The organism is Methylobacter sp. BBA5.1 (genome assembly GCF_000746145.1).
GTDB lineage: Bacteria > Pseudomonadota > Gammaproteobacteria > Methylococcales > Methylomonadaceae > Methylobacter > Methylobacter marinus.
On sequence record NZ_JQKS01000005.1, the window covers coordinates 184349 to 204418 of the forward strand.

Below are 20070 nucleotides of genomic sequence, written 5' to 3' on the forward strand. Positions count from 1 at the left end.
GATGAAAGTAGCTAAATACGTTGGGATTATCCTGTTCGCAGGGTGTTTTTTCGGGCAGGCCGGTGTTGCCGGCGATGTAAAACGTGAGGCGGATTTCGCCGATGACATAACCCGGATGCTGACGATGGGCGAAGCCATTCGCCTGGAAGCGCGGGGCCGGCAATTTTTGAGCCTTTATACGGACACGGAAAGGGCGGATGACAAGGGCGCGGCCCTTATTCTGCACGATATCGGCGGCCATCCGGACCAAAAGCCGCTGGTTAACGCCTTGAGAACCGTCTTGCCCGCGCATCACTGGGCTACTCTGGCGCTGCAGATGCCGCTCAGGGAACGCGGCGCAGCAATGAGCGAATATGACGGCCTGTTTCCGGAAGCACGGGCCCGGATTCAGGCCGGTATCGACTACCTGAAAGAGCGCGGCGCCGAAAGCATCGTCGTGGTCGGTTACGGTTTGGGTGGTTTGATGGCCGCCTATGCGCTTAGCGAGGGGGCGGCCGACATCGAGGCGCTGGTCACGATCAGTCTGCCGGTGCCCGAGACCGGCATGAAAACCGCGCAAACGCTGGAATTCATCCGCAAGATCAAGAAGCCGATGCTGGATATCTACGGAGCGCTGGATGTGCCGGAGGTAACAAAGAGCGCCAGGGAGCGCCGCCTGGCCGCGAAGGCCAATAGCGGTTATCGGCAGGTCAGGATTGAGGACGAAGGCCATCGGTATCCGCACGATGAAGGGTTGGTCGTCAAACGGGTCTACAGCTGGCTGAGCGGTGTTTCCGGCCGAATTCCCGCAGGACGCAAGTGAATCCGGCTTTTCAGGAACCGCGATAATCGGGTTTTTGGACAGGGCGGCCGGCTGCCGCCCTCCGCAATCTTAGCGATAGACCACTGCAGGTTTGCCCTCGGCCGGCACCAGTTCGCCGACGGCGAACACGGTTTCGCCCAGGCTCGCCAGCGTTTCCAGCGTGGCTTGTTCATCCTCGGCGGCGACGCAGACGATCATGCCGATGCCGCAGTTGAAAGTGGTCAGCATATCGGCTTGCGAGACATTGCCCTGGCGCTGCAGCCATTGGAAGATGTCCGGAAACTGCCAGGCGGACAGGTCGATCCGCGCATTTATTCCTTCCGGCAGTACGCGCGGCAGGTTTTCGGTCAGGCCGCCGCCGGTAATGTGCGCGAGCGCATGGACATCAATCTTGTCCAGCAGCGCCAGCAGCGATTTGACATAGATGCGCGTCGGTTCCAGCAAGGCGGCGCCTAGCGGAATGCCATGGAAATCATCGGTCAGCGAGGCTTGGCTGTGTTCGATGATTTTGCGGATCAGCGAATAGCCGTTGGAGTGCGGGCCGGACGAGGCGATGCCGATCAGTTTGTCGCCGGCTTTGACCTTGCTGCCGTCCAGCACCTTGCTTTTCTCGACGATGCCGACGCAAAAGCCGGCCAGGTCGTATTCGCCGTCGGCATACATGCCGGGCATTTCAGCCGTTTCGCCGCCGACCAGCGCCGCGCCGGCCAGTTCGCAGCCCTTGCCGATGCCTTCAATGACCGCGGCGGCGCTGTCCACATCGAGTTTGCCGGTCGCGAAATAATCGAGGAAGAACAGGGGCTCCGCGCCCTGGACGATAATGTCGTTGACGCACATGGCCACCAGGTCGATGCCGACCGTGTTATGGATGCCGGACTCGATGGCCAGCTTCAGCTTGGTGCCGACGCCGTCGGTGCCGGAAACCAGGATCGGGTTTTTATAACGGTCCAGCGGCAGTTCGAACATCGAGCCGAATCCGCCCAGACCCGCCATTACGCCCGCCGTGCGGGTTCTGGCGGCAATAGGCTTGATGCGTTCAACTAATGCATTGCCGGCCTCAATATCGACGCCGGCGCTTTTATAATTCAAGCTGTCTTGATTTTGTTCGCTCAATGTGATGTTCTCTTGCTAATAATGTGTTGGTTGGATGGCCGCTATTGTACTAAACATCATCGCGTTTGTGCGAAGGATAAAGGCGGCATCCTGCATTATTTCAAATCGTCGATCAGCGATAAATAGGCATGAGGGCGATAGCACAACTGCCGGTAAACTGGCATAACATAGTCGCCGGAACCGACCGGCAAAATACGCAATCCAGTTGAATTTCAATAAAAAAATAATTAAAGTGAAGGCGGGTGATTACTATACAAACAATGCCCCCTGTTGAGGAAGATATATGAAGATAAATAAATTATTAAACGCCGCGTTGTTCATGGCCGCGGTTCTTTTTAACGGCGCGGCGCTCGCTTACAGCAGCGAGGGCGAAACAGAAGTGATCTGTAAAAAACCCAAGTTCATGAATTTTAATCTCCCTATCTATAAAGCGCCTGAGCGGGTTGAAGTCGCGCCTGAGTCGGAATTGTCGTTTATGATATCGCCGTGGTCAGACCCTAATACGCTTAAACTGACGGCCAAGAACCAGGAAATTCCGTTTACCGTCGAAAGCAACTCCAGCTTTCATCGCATCAGAGCCAAACTGCCCGCGGCGTTTAATGGCAATTACGTCAGAATCAATGCGCACGTAAAGGCGGTGCTGGGCTGCGACGACCAGACCGGCTGGCTGATCAAAGTGGCCGAGCAATAAAGAACGGACAGGACGGGCGGCCGGCGGGCCGCCTGATCGGCCATCGAAGCTTTACGACCCGGCGCTTAGGATTTGGCTAAAAATGACTTCCTGAAATTAGCCTCCCGCATGGGATGTGCCGTTCAGAAGCAGGCGCTTCAGGCGGCACAGTGAAGCGCATCGCTCGCGAACGATACCCTAAAGGGCACAAGTGCGCCTCCTGGCGTCGGCACATTCTATGTTTAAACAGGGACATTATTGACGAGCAAAGCCTTAATAAGGCACCTTGAGATTGCTGGTCATCCAGATGTCAAACGGCTGCCGGGCGGTGGGCAGGTTTAAATGCAGCATGGCAATGCTGCGTTCAGACGGCGGCACGGCAATCTGGTCATAGATAAAGCTGTCGTCAAAATTGGCGGCGGCGGCTTCTTGGCGCGTACAGCCGAAATAGACTTTTTCCATTCTGGCCCAGTAAATGGCGCCTAGACACATGGGGCAGGGCTCGCAACTGGTATACAGGATGCAGCCGCGCAGCTGAAAATCATTCAGTTTCTCGCAGGCCATGCGGATGGCCATGATTTCCGCGTGTGCCGTAGGGTCCATCGTGCGGGTGACGCCGTTGGCGCTGGCGGCAATGACCTGATCGTCTTTAACCACGACCGCGCCATAAGGGCCGCCCTGGCCGGTGATGGCGTTGTTGACGGCCAGATCGATGGCTTGCTGTAAAAATTCCTCATGCATCTACAGGCCCAAAGGGTTCCCAGGGTCGATGCCGTCCATAAAGGGCAGGCGCCTGTCCTGGTTGGTCAGTTGATAGATTTTCCCGAGCCAGTTATTGAACACGGCCTTGGCCGTATCGCGCCAGGTATTATCGATATGCTCCAGAACCAGGGCTTCAGGAAAGACATCCAGTGTCCGGCCGGCTTTTCTGGCGGACCTGACGTGCTGTTCATAATCGGTAAACACCTGCCGGGTGTAAGTATTGAAATAGTTTTCGGGAAAGGGCGGGTATTCATCGATTTCGGCCCGGTAAAAACGCATGACTTCCCGCTTGTATTCTTTTAGCAGGCTGATGTCGTCGTATTCGGGATGTCCCTGGAAGTAAACAATGCGAAAGCCGTCCGGGCTGACGGCCAGGTGCGCGCCCGCTTCCTCGCTGACGACCAGGACCTTGAGTCCGTGCCGTTCCATGTCGCTTTGGAATATTTCATTGAAGCGGGAATGGGGCACGTCGAAGCGCGTATTGATTTCCGCCACCAGGGGATGTTTGCGGTCCGTGACCTTATGGGCAAAGACGCCCCAGCGTTTTGCCGGCAGGCGCGTGCGTTCGATGCCGTAACAGTATTGAATCAGGGCATGGGTGGCGAGACAGGAGCAAAGCACCGAGGTCACGTTTTCCTTGGCCCAGGAAAAAACTTCCGTCAGCGGTTGCCAGAAGTCTTCTTCGGGCAATCTCGGATGGCTGACGTTAGCGCCGCTGATAATCAGTGCATCGAGGCCGTCCTGCTTGATTTTTTCAAACGGTTCGTAGTATTTGTCGATATGGGCCTGCGCCTCGGGACCTCTCGGCAGGCCGTCGATGGTAAAAGGATGGACATGGAATTGCGTGATTTGATTGCAGGCGCCGACCAGCCGGAAAAACTGCCGTTCAGTGGCTTCCAGCGCGGCGTCCGGCATCATATTGAGCAGGCCGATATGCATTTCCCGGATGTCCTGCTGGCTGGCGCGATCCGGCGCCAGGATTTCCTCGCCTTCTTCGCGAAGACGCTGGAAAGTCGGTAAGTCAGAATGGGCGACTAATGGCATAATTTTTCTTCATTAATTGGATTGCTGTTTGGCAATCGCATCGGCAATCAGCCGGATGAAGTCGTCTTCGTTTTTCACTTCGGCGACATCACGCGCATCCACGGTATAGCCATACTGTTCGGCAATAGCTTCGTAGCGGGGCAACCGGGACTTGAACAGTTCCGGGAAAACCCAGGTGACAAATTCATCCGGCGGTATAATGTTGGGATCGGAGTAGCCTTTCAGCGACATGAACTCGGACAGTTTTTCGTCCAGAAATGCTTCCCGATAATAGAGCGGCTTGGGATCGGTTTTGGCCCGTTCAATAATAGTTTGTTCCATGGCCGGCGGGATTTTGATGTAAACGATCAAGGTATGCCTGGCCAGGGTTTCGAGTACTTCCTGGCTGTCCAGTTCGCAAACGCTGCCCCCGGCGTCATTGATAAAGTTTTTATAACCGTAGATGTCCTCGGCCTTGTGGATAAATTCAGGCACGTCTTTCATGGCGGCGATTTCAGCCTGATGATGCAGCTTTTGCCGGCGCTTGAATTCCCGCAGGGATAATCCGCCCTGTTCGGGATTGCCGAGCTTGCCGAGAAAAGTCGATACCGGCGCGAGATTATCCACGGTTATCTTGTTGCAGATATAAATGGAATCGGACAGCAGCAACTCGCGCAGAAACGGCACATTCATGGCCTGGCGCTTGATATTATCAAGAATCGGCTCTTCCAGATATTTTGTGCCTATCCGATAGTCGCCGGAATAGTGGAACCATTTGGACTTCGGCAACTTATTGGCTAATGTGGTTTTTCCCGCACCGGACATTGCCAGCAGGGTGATGCTTTTCGATTGCCAGTCCAGAAATTCCCGGGGACTCATTTTCATATGATAATTCCTAATTAATCCAGATAATCGTCAATATCCATACCGTCAGGGTTGCGTCGGTGATCGTCGGGATCCGAATAACCCAGGTCATCGTTCTCGAGATCATCGAAAGGCGCGCTCCAGTCCTCAGGGTCTTCGATATAATCGAAGGTTGAGCTATACCAGCTGTCATGGTCATATTCGCCGATATCGCCATTGTAGTATTGGACCTCAATCGAATCGTCGCTTTCCTCAATGGCAACTACCTTAAACATCAGATTGTTCTCGACGTCTTTATACCAGCTACCAATAATGGGGTCTGCTACTGTTGTCATGGTGTTACCTCAATGCTTGTTGGGACGTTACAAGAAAACAGCGGATATTATTAACAATGCCAGAGAAAATACCAAAATATTTTGTAGAGGTGATAAGCAATTTAATCTGTGTTGCCACGCGCTGTAACAGCGACGCTCAGGACTGGTTACAGAGAGCGGTCGATCAGTATTGATCAGGATATCCTTATTCGTAGGCGAAGCGCAAGTACAGGGCCGTGCGACGGAATTTGTCCGTACGCTTGCGGACTGGCTATCATGGGCAATGATAGTGGTGTTTTGAAGTCGGGTATGGCAGGCGGGCGGTGTTTCGCGCCGGGGCATCGTTTATAAAACAGGCAAAAAAAATGCGGCTTGTCGGCCGCATTAAGAAGGAGTAATTCTAAAGTCTCTAAAAAGAGATCGCATCTCAAGAATTGGGCTTATATTAGCGATAAACGCTAAAGGATAAAATGTGACGGATTGTCGCGTGTCAGATTGTCGCAGTTTGAGGTGAGTATGCTTCCCATGCGTGAACTCGACGGGACAGCTTGAGTTTACTGCAAATCCTTAAAATCATGTCGGATGGCTTCGATTTCAGCCCGATATTTTTCGGCGCTGCCATAACTGATGAACTTCTGGTAACGGCTGTGCAGGCTTTTGATGCGCCGGGCGTGTTTAATAGGGCACCAGAACTGTTCAGTGCGTGCGGCTATTTCCTGCAAATAGGCAAACAGTCCGTTAACGTAACTGCAGTAGGCGCAATTGATTTTTTCCACCATATTCAAATAGTTGAGGTATTGCCTGTCAAAGACGATATAGTCTTGCCGTTTAACTTTCGGGATGCCATATAGAGGAAAACACACCCAATGGTAGATGCTGACGGTCACATCCAGCAGTATTACCGGGATGATGCAGCTCCAGATCAGGGGCGCGCTGAGGATGTGTTTAAGCGGGGCATCGCTTATATAGCTGAGCAAGCGTTTGGCATATTCCTTGTGCCGGATAATGACATTTTTTTCAAAATAAACGCGACGTTTTCTGATTTCGTATGAAAATTCTTCCTGTTGTTTTTGTAATTCCTCAACCAGTTCATTTTCCAGGTCTTTAATTTTGTCCAGTAGAATTTCAAGTTGGGTAGCCATAATGTATGCCTTATAAAAAATGACGAGTGATCGAGCATGATGGAAATTGGCCTAAGCTGTCCCAACGCAAATGCTATGGATTGACTGTCGAATGGAGTCTGGGAATTCGAATGCCGGTTTAATGCTTAAGGTCATCGCGCCGGTTTCGTTTGTAAGCTGGACATAAGGTGTCTCTGTTGTGGGCTGCGTTCTGCCGCATTTCGCAAAATATGACGAAGCTGTCAGCCGCTGTTCAGTTCTGGTATTTAACCATATTTCAAAAATGCATGACATTTACTTGATGTTTCCGGTCGGGTGAAGCCGGAAAAGCCCGGTCCGTTAGGGCACCATCGCGAATCTTCCGGTACCGATGCGTTATCGATACAGGCAAAAGTCACAGGATCGGCGATTGTCCATATCAAGTAAAAAAGGCGATTATCGAGGTCCTGTTAACAAAAATGAAATAACCCCGCGCTAACGGACAACAGCGTCCATTTCAGCCTCTACAGAAGTCAGCAAACTGGACAGCTTCAACGGATGCACGGGTTTGAGCAAATGATGGTCGAAGCCGGCGGATTTTGATTGTTCAAGGTCTTCAGGCTGGCCATAGCCGCTGATGGCGATCAGGAACGCCCGCCGCGTTTCAGGCAGCTTGCGCAACCGTTTGGCAACCTCGTAGCCATTGATATCGGGAAGGCCGATGTCCAGCAGGACAACCTGGGGCCGGAAAGTCTGTGCCATCTCTATTGCCTTCAATCCGCAATCGGCGGTATCGAGCTCGTGCCCTTGTATTTCCAGCAGCAGGGCAAGGCTTTCGGCGACATCGGCGTTGTCGTCCACCAGCAGAATACGCAGTTTGGCCGCTGCCGGAACGGGTTCTGATGGCTCGGGTTGGGGAATGGAAGGCGCATTGAATAGCGGCAGGCGCAGTGTGAATTCGCTGCCTTGCTGATTGCCCGCGCTGGAGGCGCTGATCGTTCCGCCATGCATTTCGACCAGCCTGCGCGTCAGCGTAAGCCCAATGCCCAGGCCGCCTTGGGAGCGGGCCAGGGACGAATCGGCCTGGGTGAATAGGTCAAAAATGTGAGGCAGTATCTCCGGCGCGATACCGGCCCCGTTATCCTGCACTTGAATGACCAGGTCCTCTGCTTCCTGCGTTATCGTCAGCATGATCTTGCCGCCTATATCGGTGTATTTGGCGGCGTTGTTCAGCAGGTTGGACAGCGCCTGGGTCAAGCGGACGCGGTCGCCTTCGACCCACATCGGTGTGTCGGGACGCGACGTGAGCAGTTCCTGTTGGCGCAATTGAATCATTGGATAGCTGGTCTCTATGGCGCTATCGATAATCTCGTTGAAGTCAACATGATCAATTTTAAGCGTGATTTTGTCCTGCATGATGCGCGCGACATCCAGCAAGTCATCGAGCAGCAGCGCCATATGGCCGACTTGCCGGTCAATCACTTTGAGGCACCAGTCCAGGGTTGGGCTGGTTGAGCTCTGGGTTTTCAAGACTTGTACGGCATTGCGGATGGGCGCCAATGGATTTCGAAGTTCGTGTCCCAACATGGCCAAAAATTCGTTTTTCCGGCAATCCGCCTGCTGAAGGGCGATCTCCGTTTGCTTGCGTTCGGTTATGTCGTGGACCGTGATAATAAAGCAGCTGGGCTGATCGTTGCTGATTTCACTGATGCCAAGATCGACAGGAAACCACGCCCCGTCTTTTTTCAAGCCCTCCAGTTCGCATCTTAGGCCGCTGAACCGGCTTTTGCCGCCGTCCTGGCAGTGGGACAGCCGGCTTTTATATGCCCGCCAATCGAGTTTGGGTATTAATTTGCTGATGGCGGTTCCGGACAATTCCTCAGTGGAAAAGCCGAAAATATGCTCAATGGCGGTATTGGTCGATTCGATCAGGCCCTGTTCGTCAATCTTGATAATGCCGTCGAGTACGTTATCGAAAATGGCGCGTAAATTCGCTTCGCTTTTGCTCAACAGGGCTTCCGTTTCCTTTAAATGATTGATGCCAGTGAGCGCCAGCCTGAAATCATGCCCTTCCGGGGCTGTTTGAAACAGGCCGTCCAGTTTGACCCATAAATACTGGCCGTTGCTCCTGCGCAAGCGTAATTCGCAGCTTTGCGCGCGTTTATGGTTTAACAGGGCTTGACGATAGAAATATAAGACATCCTGATCGGCATCCAGCACAAAATCAGAAAAGGGTTTGGTAATAATGGCCTGTTTGTCGCTGCCGAACATGCCGGCCGCCGTCATGCTGGCTTTAAGAATGATACCATTACTGTCTAGAGTGAGGTAACCGACCGGGGAAAAGTTATAAAAATCAAGATATTCCTGGTTGGTGTCCTGGAGTTGCCTTTGAGCTTTAAGCAGTTCATCGTTTTGTAATTCCAATTCGATGCGATGCATGTCGAGTTCATGCAGCAGGTCGCGGAATTCAGCCAGGGAATAAGAAGCAGACGATGAATGAGGCGCGACTAATAATTCTTCGGCCCGCTTCCTGAGTGCGTAGAATTTATCCGGTTTGCTTATCATGGAGGTCAAGCTTAGTGCGTCGATAGTTTTTGTTAGAATTTGGCTAAAAATGACTGCCTGAAATTATAATCCTGCACAGGATGTGCCGGCCAAAAGCAGGCGCTCCAGGCGGCGCAGTGAAGCGCATCGCTCGCGAATGATGCGCCTCCTGCCGCCGGCATATCCTATGTTTAAACAGGAACATTATTTGCGACCCAATCCTTAACGCAACCGCGGCAGCACCACAATCACGTTGTCGTAGTTTAAGTGTCCTTCATCGCGAGGAACCACCCATTCAAAGTTTAAAATCAATGGCTTCCCCTGCAGGTCTTCGCAATGGCATTCAAAGCTGATTTTGTCCTTCCGATCCCAGATGGCCTGTATTTGCGCTATAAAGGGTTGGGGCCCGTGCCGGGTTAGTAATGCCTGGATATTTAATGCCAGCTTTTCCTTGTCATCTGCTTTGAATAATAGCATGGCCGCATTATTGATGTGGCAAATATGCACCTTTTTTAACAGTTCTTCCAGCTTGCGCGGATGCTTATGCAGGTAGGCCTCGAGATCTGTGACGCCTTGATGCCGAAGTTCCTGCAAGGCAAGGTTTATGGCGGAAAAATCGATTTCCCACATTGGCACGGGGCAGAATTCGATCATGCGCTTATAGTGCCTTTCATTGTTTATGAGGGCCTGTTCGGCCTCTTTCCTAAGCGTGATGTCTTCAAAGGTGATGACGACGCCATCGATGATATTGTTAGTGGTGCGGTAGGGCAGGATGCGGGTATAAAAGCAGCGGCCCCGGTCATCATAGATTTCCGATTCATGCTTATCGAGCGTTTTCAAAACTTCACCGGCAAGGGCCGTTAAATTCGGATTTTGTAGCGATGAGGAGAAATGAGCAATCGGACGCCCGGTATCGGTTGCTTCCAGATTGATGAGCTCTCTCACTTTAGGGGTAAAACGGCGGATACGGAGCCGGGTGTCCAGAAAAAGCGTGGCGATCTGGGTGCTGTCAAACAGGTTTTTCATATCATCGTTGGCGGACTGCAATTCATCGATCCGGCTTTGCAGTTCCGCATTGACCGTCACGGTCTCTTCATTCAATGATTGCAGTTCTTCTTTCGAGGTTTCCAGTTCCTCATTGGTGCTTTGCAATTCCTCGTTAGCGGATTGGAGTTCTTCATTGGAGGTTTCCAACTCTTCTATCGTCGTTTGCAGGTGTTCCTTGGTGAAATGCAATTGCTGCCGCAGGCTCTCGATCGCTTTTTTCGTGGTCGGTGGGGACGGCGTATTTTTCTGTTTCAACGGCGCTTCCGGCCGTGCATCTTCAAACGTCACCATCATCAGGCCCGGAACGGAAGCATGTTCCAGAATGGGGCTGACAGTGATATCCACACCGACGTGGCCGAGGTCCTGCTGGAGAAGGCGGGTTTTTTTCCGCACTTTCTGGCGGGTATGGGCCGCCCGGTGAATTGCCGAGAGCAGGTCGGCTTTTAATCCGTGGCGCGCCATTTCCATGATATTGACGCTGATTTTTCCTTGCGCGGGCTCCAGATATTTGCCCAGTTTGCCATGGACGTAGATGAGATTGTTATGGTGGTCGATGATCGCGCAGGGAGGCACTGAACTATGCCTGAGAATGGCTTCAACCAATTGGATGATGCTCAATTCTTCCGCTTTTTGAACGACACTGGGCATTTTTTCAGACTCATCGGTGACGACAGGCGCCGCCGCTCCCCGGGGAGGCAAGGCCCGGGGCAGGGTGTCGGTTGACTGAACACGACGAAAGATTTTCCATTTTTTATCCAGCACAGTGAAAAAATGATCGGATTGCCCGGTTGTTTCCGAAGGGCCCAGAAACATAATACCGTCTTCTTTTAAGCTGTAATGAAATGTCCGTAGTATTTTTTTTTGCAATTCCGGCTTGAAATAAATCAACAGATTCCGGCAACTGATGATATCCAGCCTGGTAAAAGGCGGGTCACTATGGACGTTCTGGGCGGCAAAGACCAGCATTTCCCGGATGGATTTTTGGATTCTGTAGCTATCGCCTTCCTTGATAAAGAAACGTTTGAGGCGCTCCGGACTCACATCGGCGGTGATACCGGGCGGGTAAAGTCCGCGCCTGGCCGTTTCAATCGCGGATTCATTAATATCGGTGCCGAAAATCTGCACATTGAGATGGTGCTTTAAGGTGTCCAGGCATTCTTGAATGATGATGGCAAGTGAATAGGCCTCTTCCCCCGTGCTGCAGCCGGGAACCCAGATGCGCAATGTATAAGCATGATGCTTTTGCTGAAGAAACTCCGGCAGAATCCTGGTCAGGAGCGTGTCATAGGCCTCGGGATCCCTGAAAAAACTGGTCACGCCAATGAACAATTCCCTGGTCAGCGATATAACTTCCTGCTCACTGGTATGCAAAAAAGCCACGTAATCGGCGATATGGGTAATTTGATGCAATTGCATGCGCCGTTCGATGCGCCGGAAAATGGTGTTTTTCTTATACAGCGAAAAATCGTGGCCGGTCTGATCGCGGATCAGAAAAAATATTTTTTGCAAAAAACCGTCAGTGTTTTCCTGTTGCTGAATAACGTGTGTCCTGGCGCTTCCGGGAAACTGGGTATATTGAACCAGATGCATGGGCATCTCGCCGGGCGGCAATATAAAATCACCCGTGCCGGTGTTTATGGCATTTTTCGGCATGCCGTTGTATTGGGCGGATGCTTCATTCTGCACTATCACCAGCCCGTTCGAGGCCTTTATTTCGGTCACCCCCAGACTGCCATCGGAGCCGGTGCCGGATAGAATGATGCCGATAGCTTTGTCGCCCTGATCCTGAGCGAGCGATCGGAAGAAAAGATCGATGGGTAAATGGCTGTAACGCGGGAATTCCCGTTCCGCCAGAAACAGCTTTTTAGCGGAAATAGTCAGGCTTTTATCGGGCGGGATAACGTAGACCCTGTTCGGTTCAACCGGCATGCCGTCTGTAATCTGGGCGACCTGCATCGTCGTGTGTTTTTGCAGCAGTTCAGACATCAGGCTGTTGTGGCTTGGATCCAGGTGCACGACTACGACAAAGGCAAGCCCCGCATCGGGAGGCATGGCATCGAAAAACTGTTGCAGCGCTTCCAGGCCGCCAGCCGAAGCGCCCATGCCCACAACATGGAACTCCGTGTTATTTAATGGGTTTTTTTTCACGGTATCAGTGTTTAATGCGTTGGAAAATACTAATAAAAGCCAGATTGTAGAGTGTAGCTGCAATCCGTGGTTTATGCCTGATCCGGAGGTATTAACTTTTGAAGGTGTTTTTTCCGGACAAAAATTAAGCCAATTTTAATGGTATTTTGTAATCCGGGATGGATTTATTTGACGCTCAGCAGGGGAGGATGAATAAATCAGACAAAAAAAAATGCGACTAAGAAGCCGCATTTAAGAGGAGGATTAATTCTAAAGTCTCAAAAAGAGATTGCATCTCAAGAATTGAGTACATATTAGCAATAAGTAATTGTTAATTAAATGTGGCATATTGCCGCATGACGGATTGTTGCAGATCATACTGCGTCGTTCTGTAACAGATTGCTCAGTTTGGCAAAATCGCTCAATGCAATCATTTCGGCCCGTAGCGTCGGGTCTATGTTCAAGGCTTCGATATCCTGCTCGGCAATCAATGTTTTCAGGGAATTGCGCAAAGTCTTGCGCCGCTGCGAGAAAGCCTGCGTGACGACTTTGTTGAGTTTGGCGACATCTCTGACCTGAACAGGCGGTTGCGGGTGTGGAATCAAGCGCACGATGGCCGACATGACCTTAGGCGGCGGATCGAAGCTTTCGGGCGGGACATCAAACAAAAGCTCTGTCGCGCAGTAATACTGCATCATGACGCTGAGCCTGCCGTATTTTTTGCTGCCGGGCGCGGCGCAGATCCGGTCGACGACTTCCTTCTGCAGCATGAAATGCATGTCCTGTATGCAGGCGGCATTGTCCAGCAGATGGAACATCAGCGGCGTGGAAATGTTATAGGGCAGGTTGCCGATCACGCGCAGTTTCCGGCCGTCTTCGGCCAGCGATGCGAAATCAAACTTCAGGGCGTCGGCGCTGTGTATGCGCAGGCGATCGTGTTGCTTGAATTTTTCCCTGAGCAGCGCGACCAGGTCCCGGTCGAGTTCGACCACATCGAGATGCACGCCTTCTTTCAGCAACGGCTCGGTCAATGCGCCCTGGCCCGGGCCGATCTCGACCCAGTGCTCACCGGGCCTGGCCTGGATGCTGGCGATAATGTTATAGATAATCCGGTGGTCATGCAGAAAGTTCTGACCGAAGCGCTTGCGTGGTATGTGGGCCATGTTATCGAGTCGTGTTGGTTGCCATGAGTAATGCGGTTTGTATGGCGCTGTGCAGGCTGCCGATTTCGGCCTTGCCGGTGCCGGCCAGATCCAGGGCCGTGCCGTGGTCCACCGAGGTGCGGATGATCGGCAGGCCCAGCGTAATGTTGACGGCCTGGCCGAAGCCCATGTGTTTGAGCACGGGCAGGCCCTGGTCGTGATACATGGCCAGCACGGCGTCAGCCGTCGCCAGGTATTTCGGCGTGAACAAGGTGTCGGCCGGCAGCGGCCCCTGAAGGTTCATGCCCTGCTTGCGCAGGTTGTCGAGCACCGGCTCGATGATGTCGATTTCCTCGCGGCCGAGATGGCCGTTCTCGCCGGCATGCGGATTCAGGCCGCAGACCAGGATGCGGGGATTGTCCAGTTTGAAGCGCGAACGCAGATCCTGGTCCAGTATGCGCAGCACGGCTCTTAACCGCGAATGGGTGATGGCCGAGCTGACCACCGACAAGGGCAGGTGCGTCGTCACCAGCGCCACGCGCAGGCCGGGCGTGGCCAGCATCATGACCGGATGGCCGCCGGTCAGGTTGGCGATGTATTCGGTATGGCCGCTGAAAGGGAAGCCGGCGTCATTGATGATGCCTTTGTGCACGGGGCCCGTCACCAGGGCGTCAAACAAACCCTCCAGGCAGCCTTTGGTCGCTTTCGTGATGGTTTTCAGCACATAGCGGCTGTTGGCCGGGTTTAACCGACCGCACTGGGCCGGTTCCGCCAACTCAACGGGCAGCACGGTCAGGCTGCCGGCCTGCTGGGGGCTGGGCGGCAGCGTGCTGTCGAACGTTTTGATCCTGACTGTCAGGCCCAATTGTCTGGCGCGCTGTTCCAGTAAGTCAGGGCTGGCGATGGCGACGATTTCGCAGGGCAAATCCTGCTGGGCGAGTTGGACGCAGAGATCGGGGCCGATGCCGGCGGGTTCGCCCGGCGTCAATGCGAGGCGCGGTATGGATGGACTGGCGGTCATAATAGTCGAGAAAAAATGAATGATTCTACAGTATAAGAACTTAAGATGATTTTAAAATTGCTCCAAGCGGGACGGGGTTTGCAGCCCCGTCCCGCTGCAGATTCAATGGATCATTCCATTTGTATCGTGCCGACTTTCTCGCTGTCCACTTTTTTCAGGAATGGCGCGATGATCAGCGAGCCAAGAAAAATAACGGCGATAATCTCGAACAGCGTGTTGAAGGTCATGACTTCCGCCTCGCGCCAGGCCAGGGCGGTGATCTGCTTTAATGCCGCCGCCGAGGGTTCGGCCAGATTCAGTTGGCGCATCGATTCGGAGAGACCTTCCAGCAACTCCTGTCCCTGGTAGTGCGTGGCTGTCATCGCTTCGCGCAGGGTCGCATAATGGCTTTTCGTTAAATAAATGATCAGGGTATTGGCCACGGCCAGGCCGATCGCACCGCCCAGATTCCGCATCAGGTTGTACAGGCCGCTGGCGTTTTTGACTTCCTCGACCGGCAGCAAGCCCAGTGCCAGCGTGTTGATGGGCAGAAAGCATAGCATCAGCGCCGTGCCGCGAATGGCCTGCGGCCAGAAGAATTCCCAGTAGCCCGATTCGGCCGTCAAGCCGGCATTCATCCAGCAGCCCAGCGCGAACAGGCCAAAGCCCAGGCACAGCATCCAGCGCAAATCCATTTTCTTCTCCAGGGGGCCTGCGATAAACGCCGACAGCAACTGGAACAAGCCGACCACCATCAGGTAATAGCCGATCTGCAGGCTGTTCAGGCCTTTGACGCTGCCCAGGTAAATCGGCACCAGATAAGTAATCGTATAAAGCCCGATGCCCAGCACGAAGCTGTACAGGCAGCCTACGGCAAAGTTGACATTGCGGAAGGCGTGCAGGTCGATAATCGGATGCGGTGTTTTTAACTCCCAGATCAGCATGGCGATGCCGCTGACCACGGCAACGAGGGTCAACGCCATGATCAGATTGTCCTCAAACCACTGATGGCGCACGCCTTCTTCCAGGACAAACTGCATGCAGCCCAGGAAAATCGCGATCAGGGCGATGCCGATAAAGTCGATTTTCTGCAGCAGATGCCATTCGGGCCGATCGATATCAACGTTCAGCCAGACCAGAATGCAGACCAGCATGCCCGGCACCACGTTGATCAAAAACAGCGCTTGCCAACTGTAGGTCTCGGTCAGGTAGCCGCCCAGAATCGGGCCGACGGTAGGCGCGATCGTCACGATCAGGCCCAGTACGATGGTCATGGCCGGCTGCAGGCGCGGCGGGAACATGATGAAGATGACCGTGAACGTGACAGGAATCATCGCGCCGCCGAGAAATCCCTGTATCAGGCGGAAGATGACCATGGACGGCAGATTCCAGGCGAATGCGCAGAGCAGGCTGGCCAGCGTGAAGCCGCCGGCCGAGATGGCATACAGATAGCGCGTCGAGAATACCCGCGCCAGCCAGCCGGACAAAGGGATGATAATGACTTCGGCGATCAGGTAAGAGGTCTGCACCCAGGCGATTTCATCCTGCGTGGCGGACAGTCCCGCCTGTATTTCCTTCAGCGAGCTGGCGACAATCTGAATGTCCAGCACAGCCATGAAAACGCCGATACTCATGCTAAAAAATCCGATCCACTGCGCCAGGGTCAGCGGGGTTTCCTCCGGCCGGTTTTGTACGTCCGCCGCCATGTCTTAACGTACTTTAACCCGGGCTTCGACCGACAGGCCCGGCTTTAACAGGCTGATGTCCTGGCCGCCGTCGAAGACAATCTTGACCGGTACCCGGCGCACGATTTTAGTGAAATTGCCCGTGGCGTTTTCGGCCGGCAGGATGCTGAATTCCGAACCGCTGGCCGGCGCAAAGCTGTCGACCTTGCCGTGCAGTTCAAGTTCGGGATAGGCATCGACCTTGATCGATACGGCTTGTCCCGCGCGCATGTGTTCCAACTGGGTTTCCTTGAAATTGGCTTCGACCCAGATTTTATGGTTTTCTATCAGATAAGCCAGCGTAACCCCGGGGCGAACCAATTGGCCGAGCTGCACGCCGCGCTTGCCGATGATGCCGTCGACCGGCGCGCGCACCTTGGTGTGTTCGCGTTCTATTTCAGCCAGCCTCAATTGCGCCTGGGCATTTTTCAGGCGCGCTTCGGTTTCGGCAATTTCAATATCAAGCGTGGCAAGCTGATTTTGTTCCGCTTCCAGCGTCGAATGCATCGCCCTTAATTCAGCAGTGGTTTGTTTGGATTCCGATTGAATTTTATCGAGGGACTGGGCCGACGCCGAGCCCCGGTTGATCAGGTTGGTAAAGCGCTTTAAATCCTTTTTGGTTTGTTCTTGCCGTGCTTTCGATGCGGTTATGTTGGCTCTGGCCGCTTCCACGCGCGCCTGTTGGGATATTTTCATGGCCTGAAGGCGACGGATGTGGGCCTGTTCGGCCGTGATGTCGGCCTCGGCCTGAGCTACCTTGGCCTGATAATCGCGATCATCTATCGTGACCAGTACCTCGCCCTGCTTGACAGCCTGGTTGTCATCGATGGCCAGCGCTGTCACATAGCCTTGTACCTTGGGGCTGATCAGCACGATATTGGATCTCAGATAGGCATTGTCGGTGGCTTCGTATTGACGGCGGTCAAGTATCCAATAGCCGATCGCTGTTACCATAACAACAGTAATCAGCAAACCTAAAAAAATGGAACGGGAACGTGGCATAAACTACCTTGATAAACTAAACGGTTTAGTTTAGTCTAGCTGATCGAGTTTAATTATTAAATAGTTTTCTTTCAGCAATGATCCCAGAATCTGTTGACCCCAAGCGGCAGGCCATTATTGACGGCGCCACGCGCATGTTTCTGGCGCACGGCTACCGGAACGTCAGCATGGAAAGAATCGCGCAGGCCGCACCCGTTTCCAAAGCGACGCTGTATAATCATTTTGATAGCAAACCTGAGCTGCTGGCCGCTGTCGTATCCGCCTTATGCACATCGTTATTGCAGACCATGACCGAGACCGCCATCGAGTCGGGTGAGGTGGAAAATAACCTGAAAAAAATTGCCGCGTCGTTCATGGATTTGCTGTTTGCGGAAGACGCGCTGGCCATTTACCGGCTCGTTATCTCGGAGAGCCACGATTTCCCCGAACTGGGGCGGTTAGTCTATGAAAGCGGTCCATTGCCGGCGTTAACCTGGCTGGAAGATTATCTGCGGCGGTTGAATGCCGATGACCGTTTTAACATTGCCGATCCGGCGTTTGCCGCGAATGCCTTTTTCAATTTGTTGAAAGGCGATCTGTATTTGCCTTGTCTGTTGGCGATCAAACCGCTGCCTTCGACGGACGAGAAAAATCGGGTGATTAATCAAGTCATTTCCTTTTATATGCGGGGCATTTTGTATGCTGATCAATAAGAACAACCTGTACTCCAGTCTAATCAGCGTTTTAATGGGTGTGTACGCGCCTGTCGTATCGGCCGAAACGCTGGAACAGGCCTGGAGCAGCGCCATTGATAATAACCACCAGATCAAGGCAGCCAAAACTGATACGGCCGCCGCCGAAGAGCAGCTGGATTCGGCTCAGGGACAGCGGCTACCGGAGCTTAATGTCAGCAGCGGCTATACGCAACGTAGCGAAACGCCGGGCGCTGTGACGCAGATAAACGGTCAAACGGCTCAGTTCAATACCCAGCAGCCCGGCAACATGGATGCGCAGGCCATTGCTACGCTGCCTATTTATACGGGCGGCCGCATCAGCCACAACATCAATGCCGCCGAAGCGTCCCTCCAGGCCGCACAGCACAATGAAACCACGGCTCAATTGAACATAAAAATGCAGGTGGCCGAGGCTTATATCGCGGTGTTGCGTGCCGAAAGCACCTTGCAGCTCATGCAAAGCCATGTCGACAGTCTGAAAGCGCATGTGGAAGACGTGAATAACCTGTTCGAGCAAGGCATGGTGGCCCGTAATGATGTACTGGCGGCGAACGTGGAACTGGTCAATGCACAGCAGCAGGTCGTGCAGGCCGACAACCGACTCGATATCGCCAAGGCGAGCTATAACCGGTTGCTGGACCGCAACCTTGCCGATGAGGTCAAACTGGTTAAACAATTTCCGGAAATGCCCAAGGAAGACTTAAAAGAGCTGAGCAATAATGCCTCTAGGCAACGTTCCGAACTGGCCGTGCTGACGCAGCAAATCGAAGCCCTGGAACAACAGGCGCAGAGCGTCAAGGCCGGTGTATTGCCGCAGGTCGCCATCAACGGCGGCTATCAATATCAGGAAAACCGTTACCAGGCCGCTGAAAGCATGTGGCTGGTCAACGCCGGCGTCAAGTGGAAGCTGTTCGACGGCAGCACACGCCATCAAAGTGATGCCATCAGCCGGCAAGCGATATCCCTGAAAGAACAGCGCAACGATTTGACCAGTATGATCGGTCTGGAAGTGCGGCAAGCCTGGCTGGATTGCCAGGAAACGCAAAAACGCATCGTCGTCACCAGTCAAGCCATCGAACAGGCCGACGAAAACCTGAAAGTGACCACCGACAGCTATCAGCAGGGCCTGTCGACCAATACCGACGTACTGAAGGCCGAAGACCTGCGCACTACCTCGCATGACAACTTCAACAATGCCAATTACGATGCCGCGCTGGCCATTTTGCGTCTGCGGCGTGCGATAGGGGTATTGTGAGGCCTGGGCGGCTATTGATAATGTCAGCTTTGAGAATTGGATCCTAAGGAATGTGAATTTTATAACTCCTGCATCCATGCAGTCGTTGAACAGGAGCAGAAATCCTGTCTCACGCGGGTTTTATTTCATGCCCGTTCCTAAGCCGGTACTGAACGATCCTTACAAGACTTGTGCTCAAATGAGTCTGGCGACGAACCGTAAAGGCGGGTTAGACGCGCAAACCCTCGAATCATCAATCCTCGCCAGCTCTTTCCGCGCGTCGTAACCGGCTTTTTGACATCTTTTCTATTCTAAATTCCATTGCCTGGCTATCCACCGATCCGTCTCTTCCAAGGAATAAATCTCCAGGAATCCGGCGAAGCGCGACATGCAGGGGGCGTCCGTTATCCGCACAATACCAGTCATCAATGCCTCATTTTGGTGCGCATTCTTAGATCCCGGCTTCAACACTTGCCGTTTAAACCTCGGTTGCGTATGCCGGACGGCAAAATGGCTTGCATATTGCTTTGTGCCACCCGTGCCTGTCTTAATTTTTAACGCATACCTAACCCGGATATTTCATAAAAAAAGCGGGCAAATCCCGTAGAGTTCGATAAAATTCAGTTGCTTAGATTGAATTTGAACAAGGATTTGCCCGTGCCAAATTGTACCGCAGCTCAAATAGATTTTCCTGCCTTTAAACGCCGCAAAATACAAGCCCAATTCAGCGGCGGAGCCATCACCAGTGATGGTGGTGTGCTGTTGTTAAGAACCATTGACCAACAGCTCCAGTTAACCCAACGGATTGCGGAACAGATGCACGATCCCAGGGATCCTGAGCGCATCCGGCATCCGGTAGTCGACTTGCTGCGACAACGGGTTTATGGTC

General features: G+C 53.1%; 17 protein-coding genes. 5 read left to right on the plus strand and 12 right to left on the minus strand.

Annotation, left to right across the window (positions count from 1 at the left end; genetic code table 11):
- The first annotated feature begins 1 nt into the window (after position 1).
- Complete coding sequence (locus EK22_RS04985) at positions 2-802, plus strand: DUF3530 family protein (RefSeq protein ID WP_036248658.1); 801 nt, start codon at positions 2-4, stop codon at positions 800-802.
- Between the two features lie 69 nt (positions 803-871).
- Here EK22_RS04985 and purM read toward each other — a convergent pair whose 3' ends face one another.
- A complete protein-coding gene (purM, locus tag EK22_RS04990; RefSeq protein WP_020159432.1) occupies positions 872-1915 on the minus strand; it encodes a phosphoribosylformylglycinamidine cyclo-ligase in 1044 nt (347 codons plus the stop codon).
- Between the two features lie 283 nt (positions 1916-2198).
- On the opposite strand from purM, the gene EK22_RS04995 reads away from it, so the two are divergent.
- Entirely contained in the window at positions 2199-2606 is a 408-nt protein-coding gene (locus tag EK22_RS04995; RefSeq protein ID WP_036248593.1) for a hypothetical protein, read from the plus strand.
- A gap of 252 nt (positions 2607-2858) precedes the next feature.
- Here EK22_RS04995 and EK22_RS05000 read toward each other — a convergent pair whose 3' ends face one another.
- The 11 genes from EK22_RS05000 to EK22_RS05050 form a co-directional block, all read right to left on the minus strand.
- On the minus strand, positions 2859-3326 hold the full coding sequence (locus tag EK22_RS05000) for a nucleoside deaminase (protein WP_020159434.1): 468 nt from the start codon (positions 3324-3326) through the stop codon (positions 2859-2861).
- Positions 3327-4391 carry a homoserine O-succinyltransferase MetA gene (locus EK22_RS05005; RefSeq protein WP_020159435.1) on the minus strand — a complete coding sequence of 355 codons (1065 nt, stop codon included), beginning with the start codon at positions 4389-4391 and terminating at the stop codon, positions 3327-3329. It abuts the gene before it with no gap.
- A gap of 12 nt (positions 4392-4403) precedes the next feature.
- Positions 4404-5255: a P-loop NTPase family protein gene (locus EK22_RS05010; RefSeq protein WP_020159436.1), complete on the minus strand. Its 852-nt coding sequence runs from the start codon at positions 5253-5255 to the stop codon at positions 4404-4406.
- Positions 5256-5269: 14 nt separating this feature from the next.
- Positions 5270-5569, minus strand: coding sequence for a DUF6763 family protein (locus EK22_RS05015; RefSeq protein ID WP_020159437.1), 300 nt, complete (start codon positions 5567-5569; stop codon positions 5270-5272).
- A 533-nt stretch (positions 5570-6102) separates the two neighbouring features.
- Positions 6103-6690 (minus strand): hypothetical protein, encoded by a 588-nt coding sequence (locus tag EK22_RS05020; RefSeq protein ID WP_036248597.1) that lies wholly within the window; start codon positions 6688-6690, stop codon positions 6103-6105.
- 453 nt (positions 6691-7143) lie between these two features.
- A complete protein-coding gene (locus EK22_RS05025) occupies positions 7144-9213 on the minus strand; it encodes a PAS domain-containing hybrid sensor histidine kinase/response regulator (protein ID WP_051961685.1) in 2070 nt (689 codons plus the stop codon).
- 201 nt (positions 9214-9414) lie between these two features.
- Positions 9415-12387 (minus strand): chemotaxis protein CheB, encoded by a 2973-nt coding sequence (locus EK22_RS05030; protein WP_235209220.1) that lies wholly within the window; start codon positions 12385-12387, stop codon positions 9415-9417.
- A gap of 353 nt (positions 12388-12740) precedes the next feature.
- Positions 12741-13529, minus strand: coding sequence for a 16S rRNA (adenine(1518)-N(6)/adenine(1519)-N(6))-dimethyltransferase RsmA (gene rsmA / locus EK22_RS05035; protein ID WP_020159443.1), 789 nt, complete (start codon positions 13527-13529; stop codon positions 12741-12743).
- A gap of 1 nt (position 13530) precedes the next feature.
- Entirely contained in the window at positions 13531-14529 is a 999-nt protein-coding gene (pdxA, locus tag EK22_RS05040; RefSeq protein ID WP_036248603.1) for a 4-hydroxythreonine-4-phosphate dehydrogenase PdxA, read from the minus strand.
- A 110-nt stretch (positions 14530-14639) separates the two neighbouring features.
- Entirely contained in the window at positions 14640-16214 is a 1575-nt protein-coding gene (locus EK22_RS05045) for a DHA2 family efflux MFS transporter permease subunit (protein ID WP_020159445.1), read from the minus strand.
- Between the two features lie 3 nt (positions 16215-16217).
- The gene (locus EK22_RS05050) at positions 16218-17234 is read right to left on the minus strand and encodes an HlyD family secretion protein (protein ID WP_020159446.1); all 1017 of its coding nucleotides are present in this window, start codon (positions 17232-17234) and stop codon (positions 16218-16220) included.
- A 77-nt stretch (positions 17235-17311) separates the two neighbouring features.
- Between EK22_RS05050 and EK22_RS05055 the strand changes: the two genes are divergently transcribed.
- The 3 genes from EK22_RS05055 to EK22_RS23510 form a co-directional block, all read left to right on the plus strand.
- Positions 17312-17926 (plus strand): TetR/AcrR family transcriptional regulator, encoded by a 615-nt coding sequence (locus EK22_RS05055; RefSeq protein ID WP_020159447.1) that lies wholly within the window; start codon positions 17312-17314, stop codon positions 17924-17926.
- On the plus strand, positions 17913-19202 hold the full coding sequence (locus EK22_RS05060) for a TolC family protein (RefSeq protein ID WP_020159448.1): 1290 nt from the start codon (positions 17913-17915) through the stop codon (positions 19200-19202). Before EK22_RS05055 ends, EK22_RS05060 begins: the two co-directional genes overlap by 14 nt.
- A gap of 636 nt (positions 19203-19838) precedes the next feature.
- Positions 19839-20070 (plus strand): transposase (locus tag EK22_RS23510; RefSeq protein ID WP_200882563.1); only part of this gene is annotated, 232 nt, incomplete at its 3' end.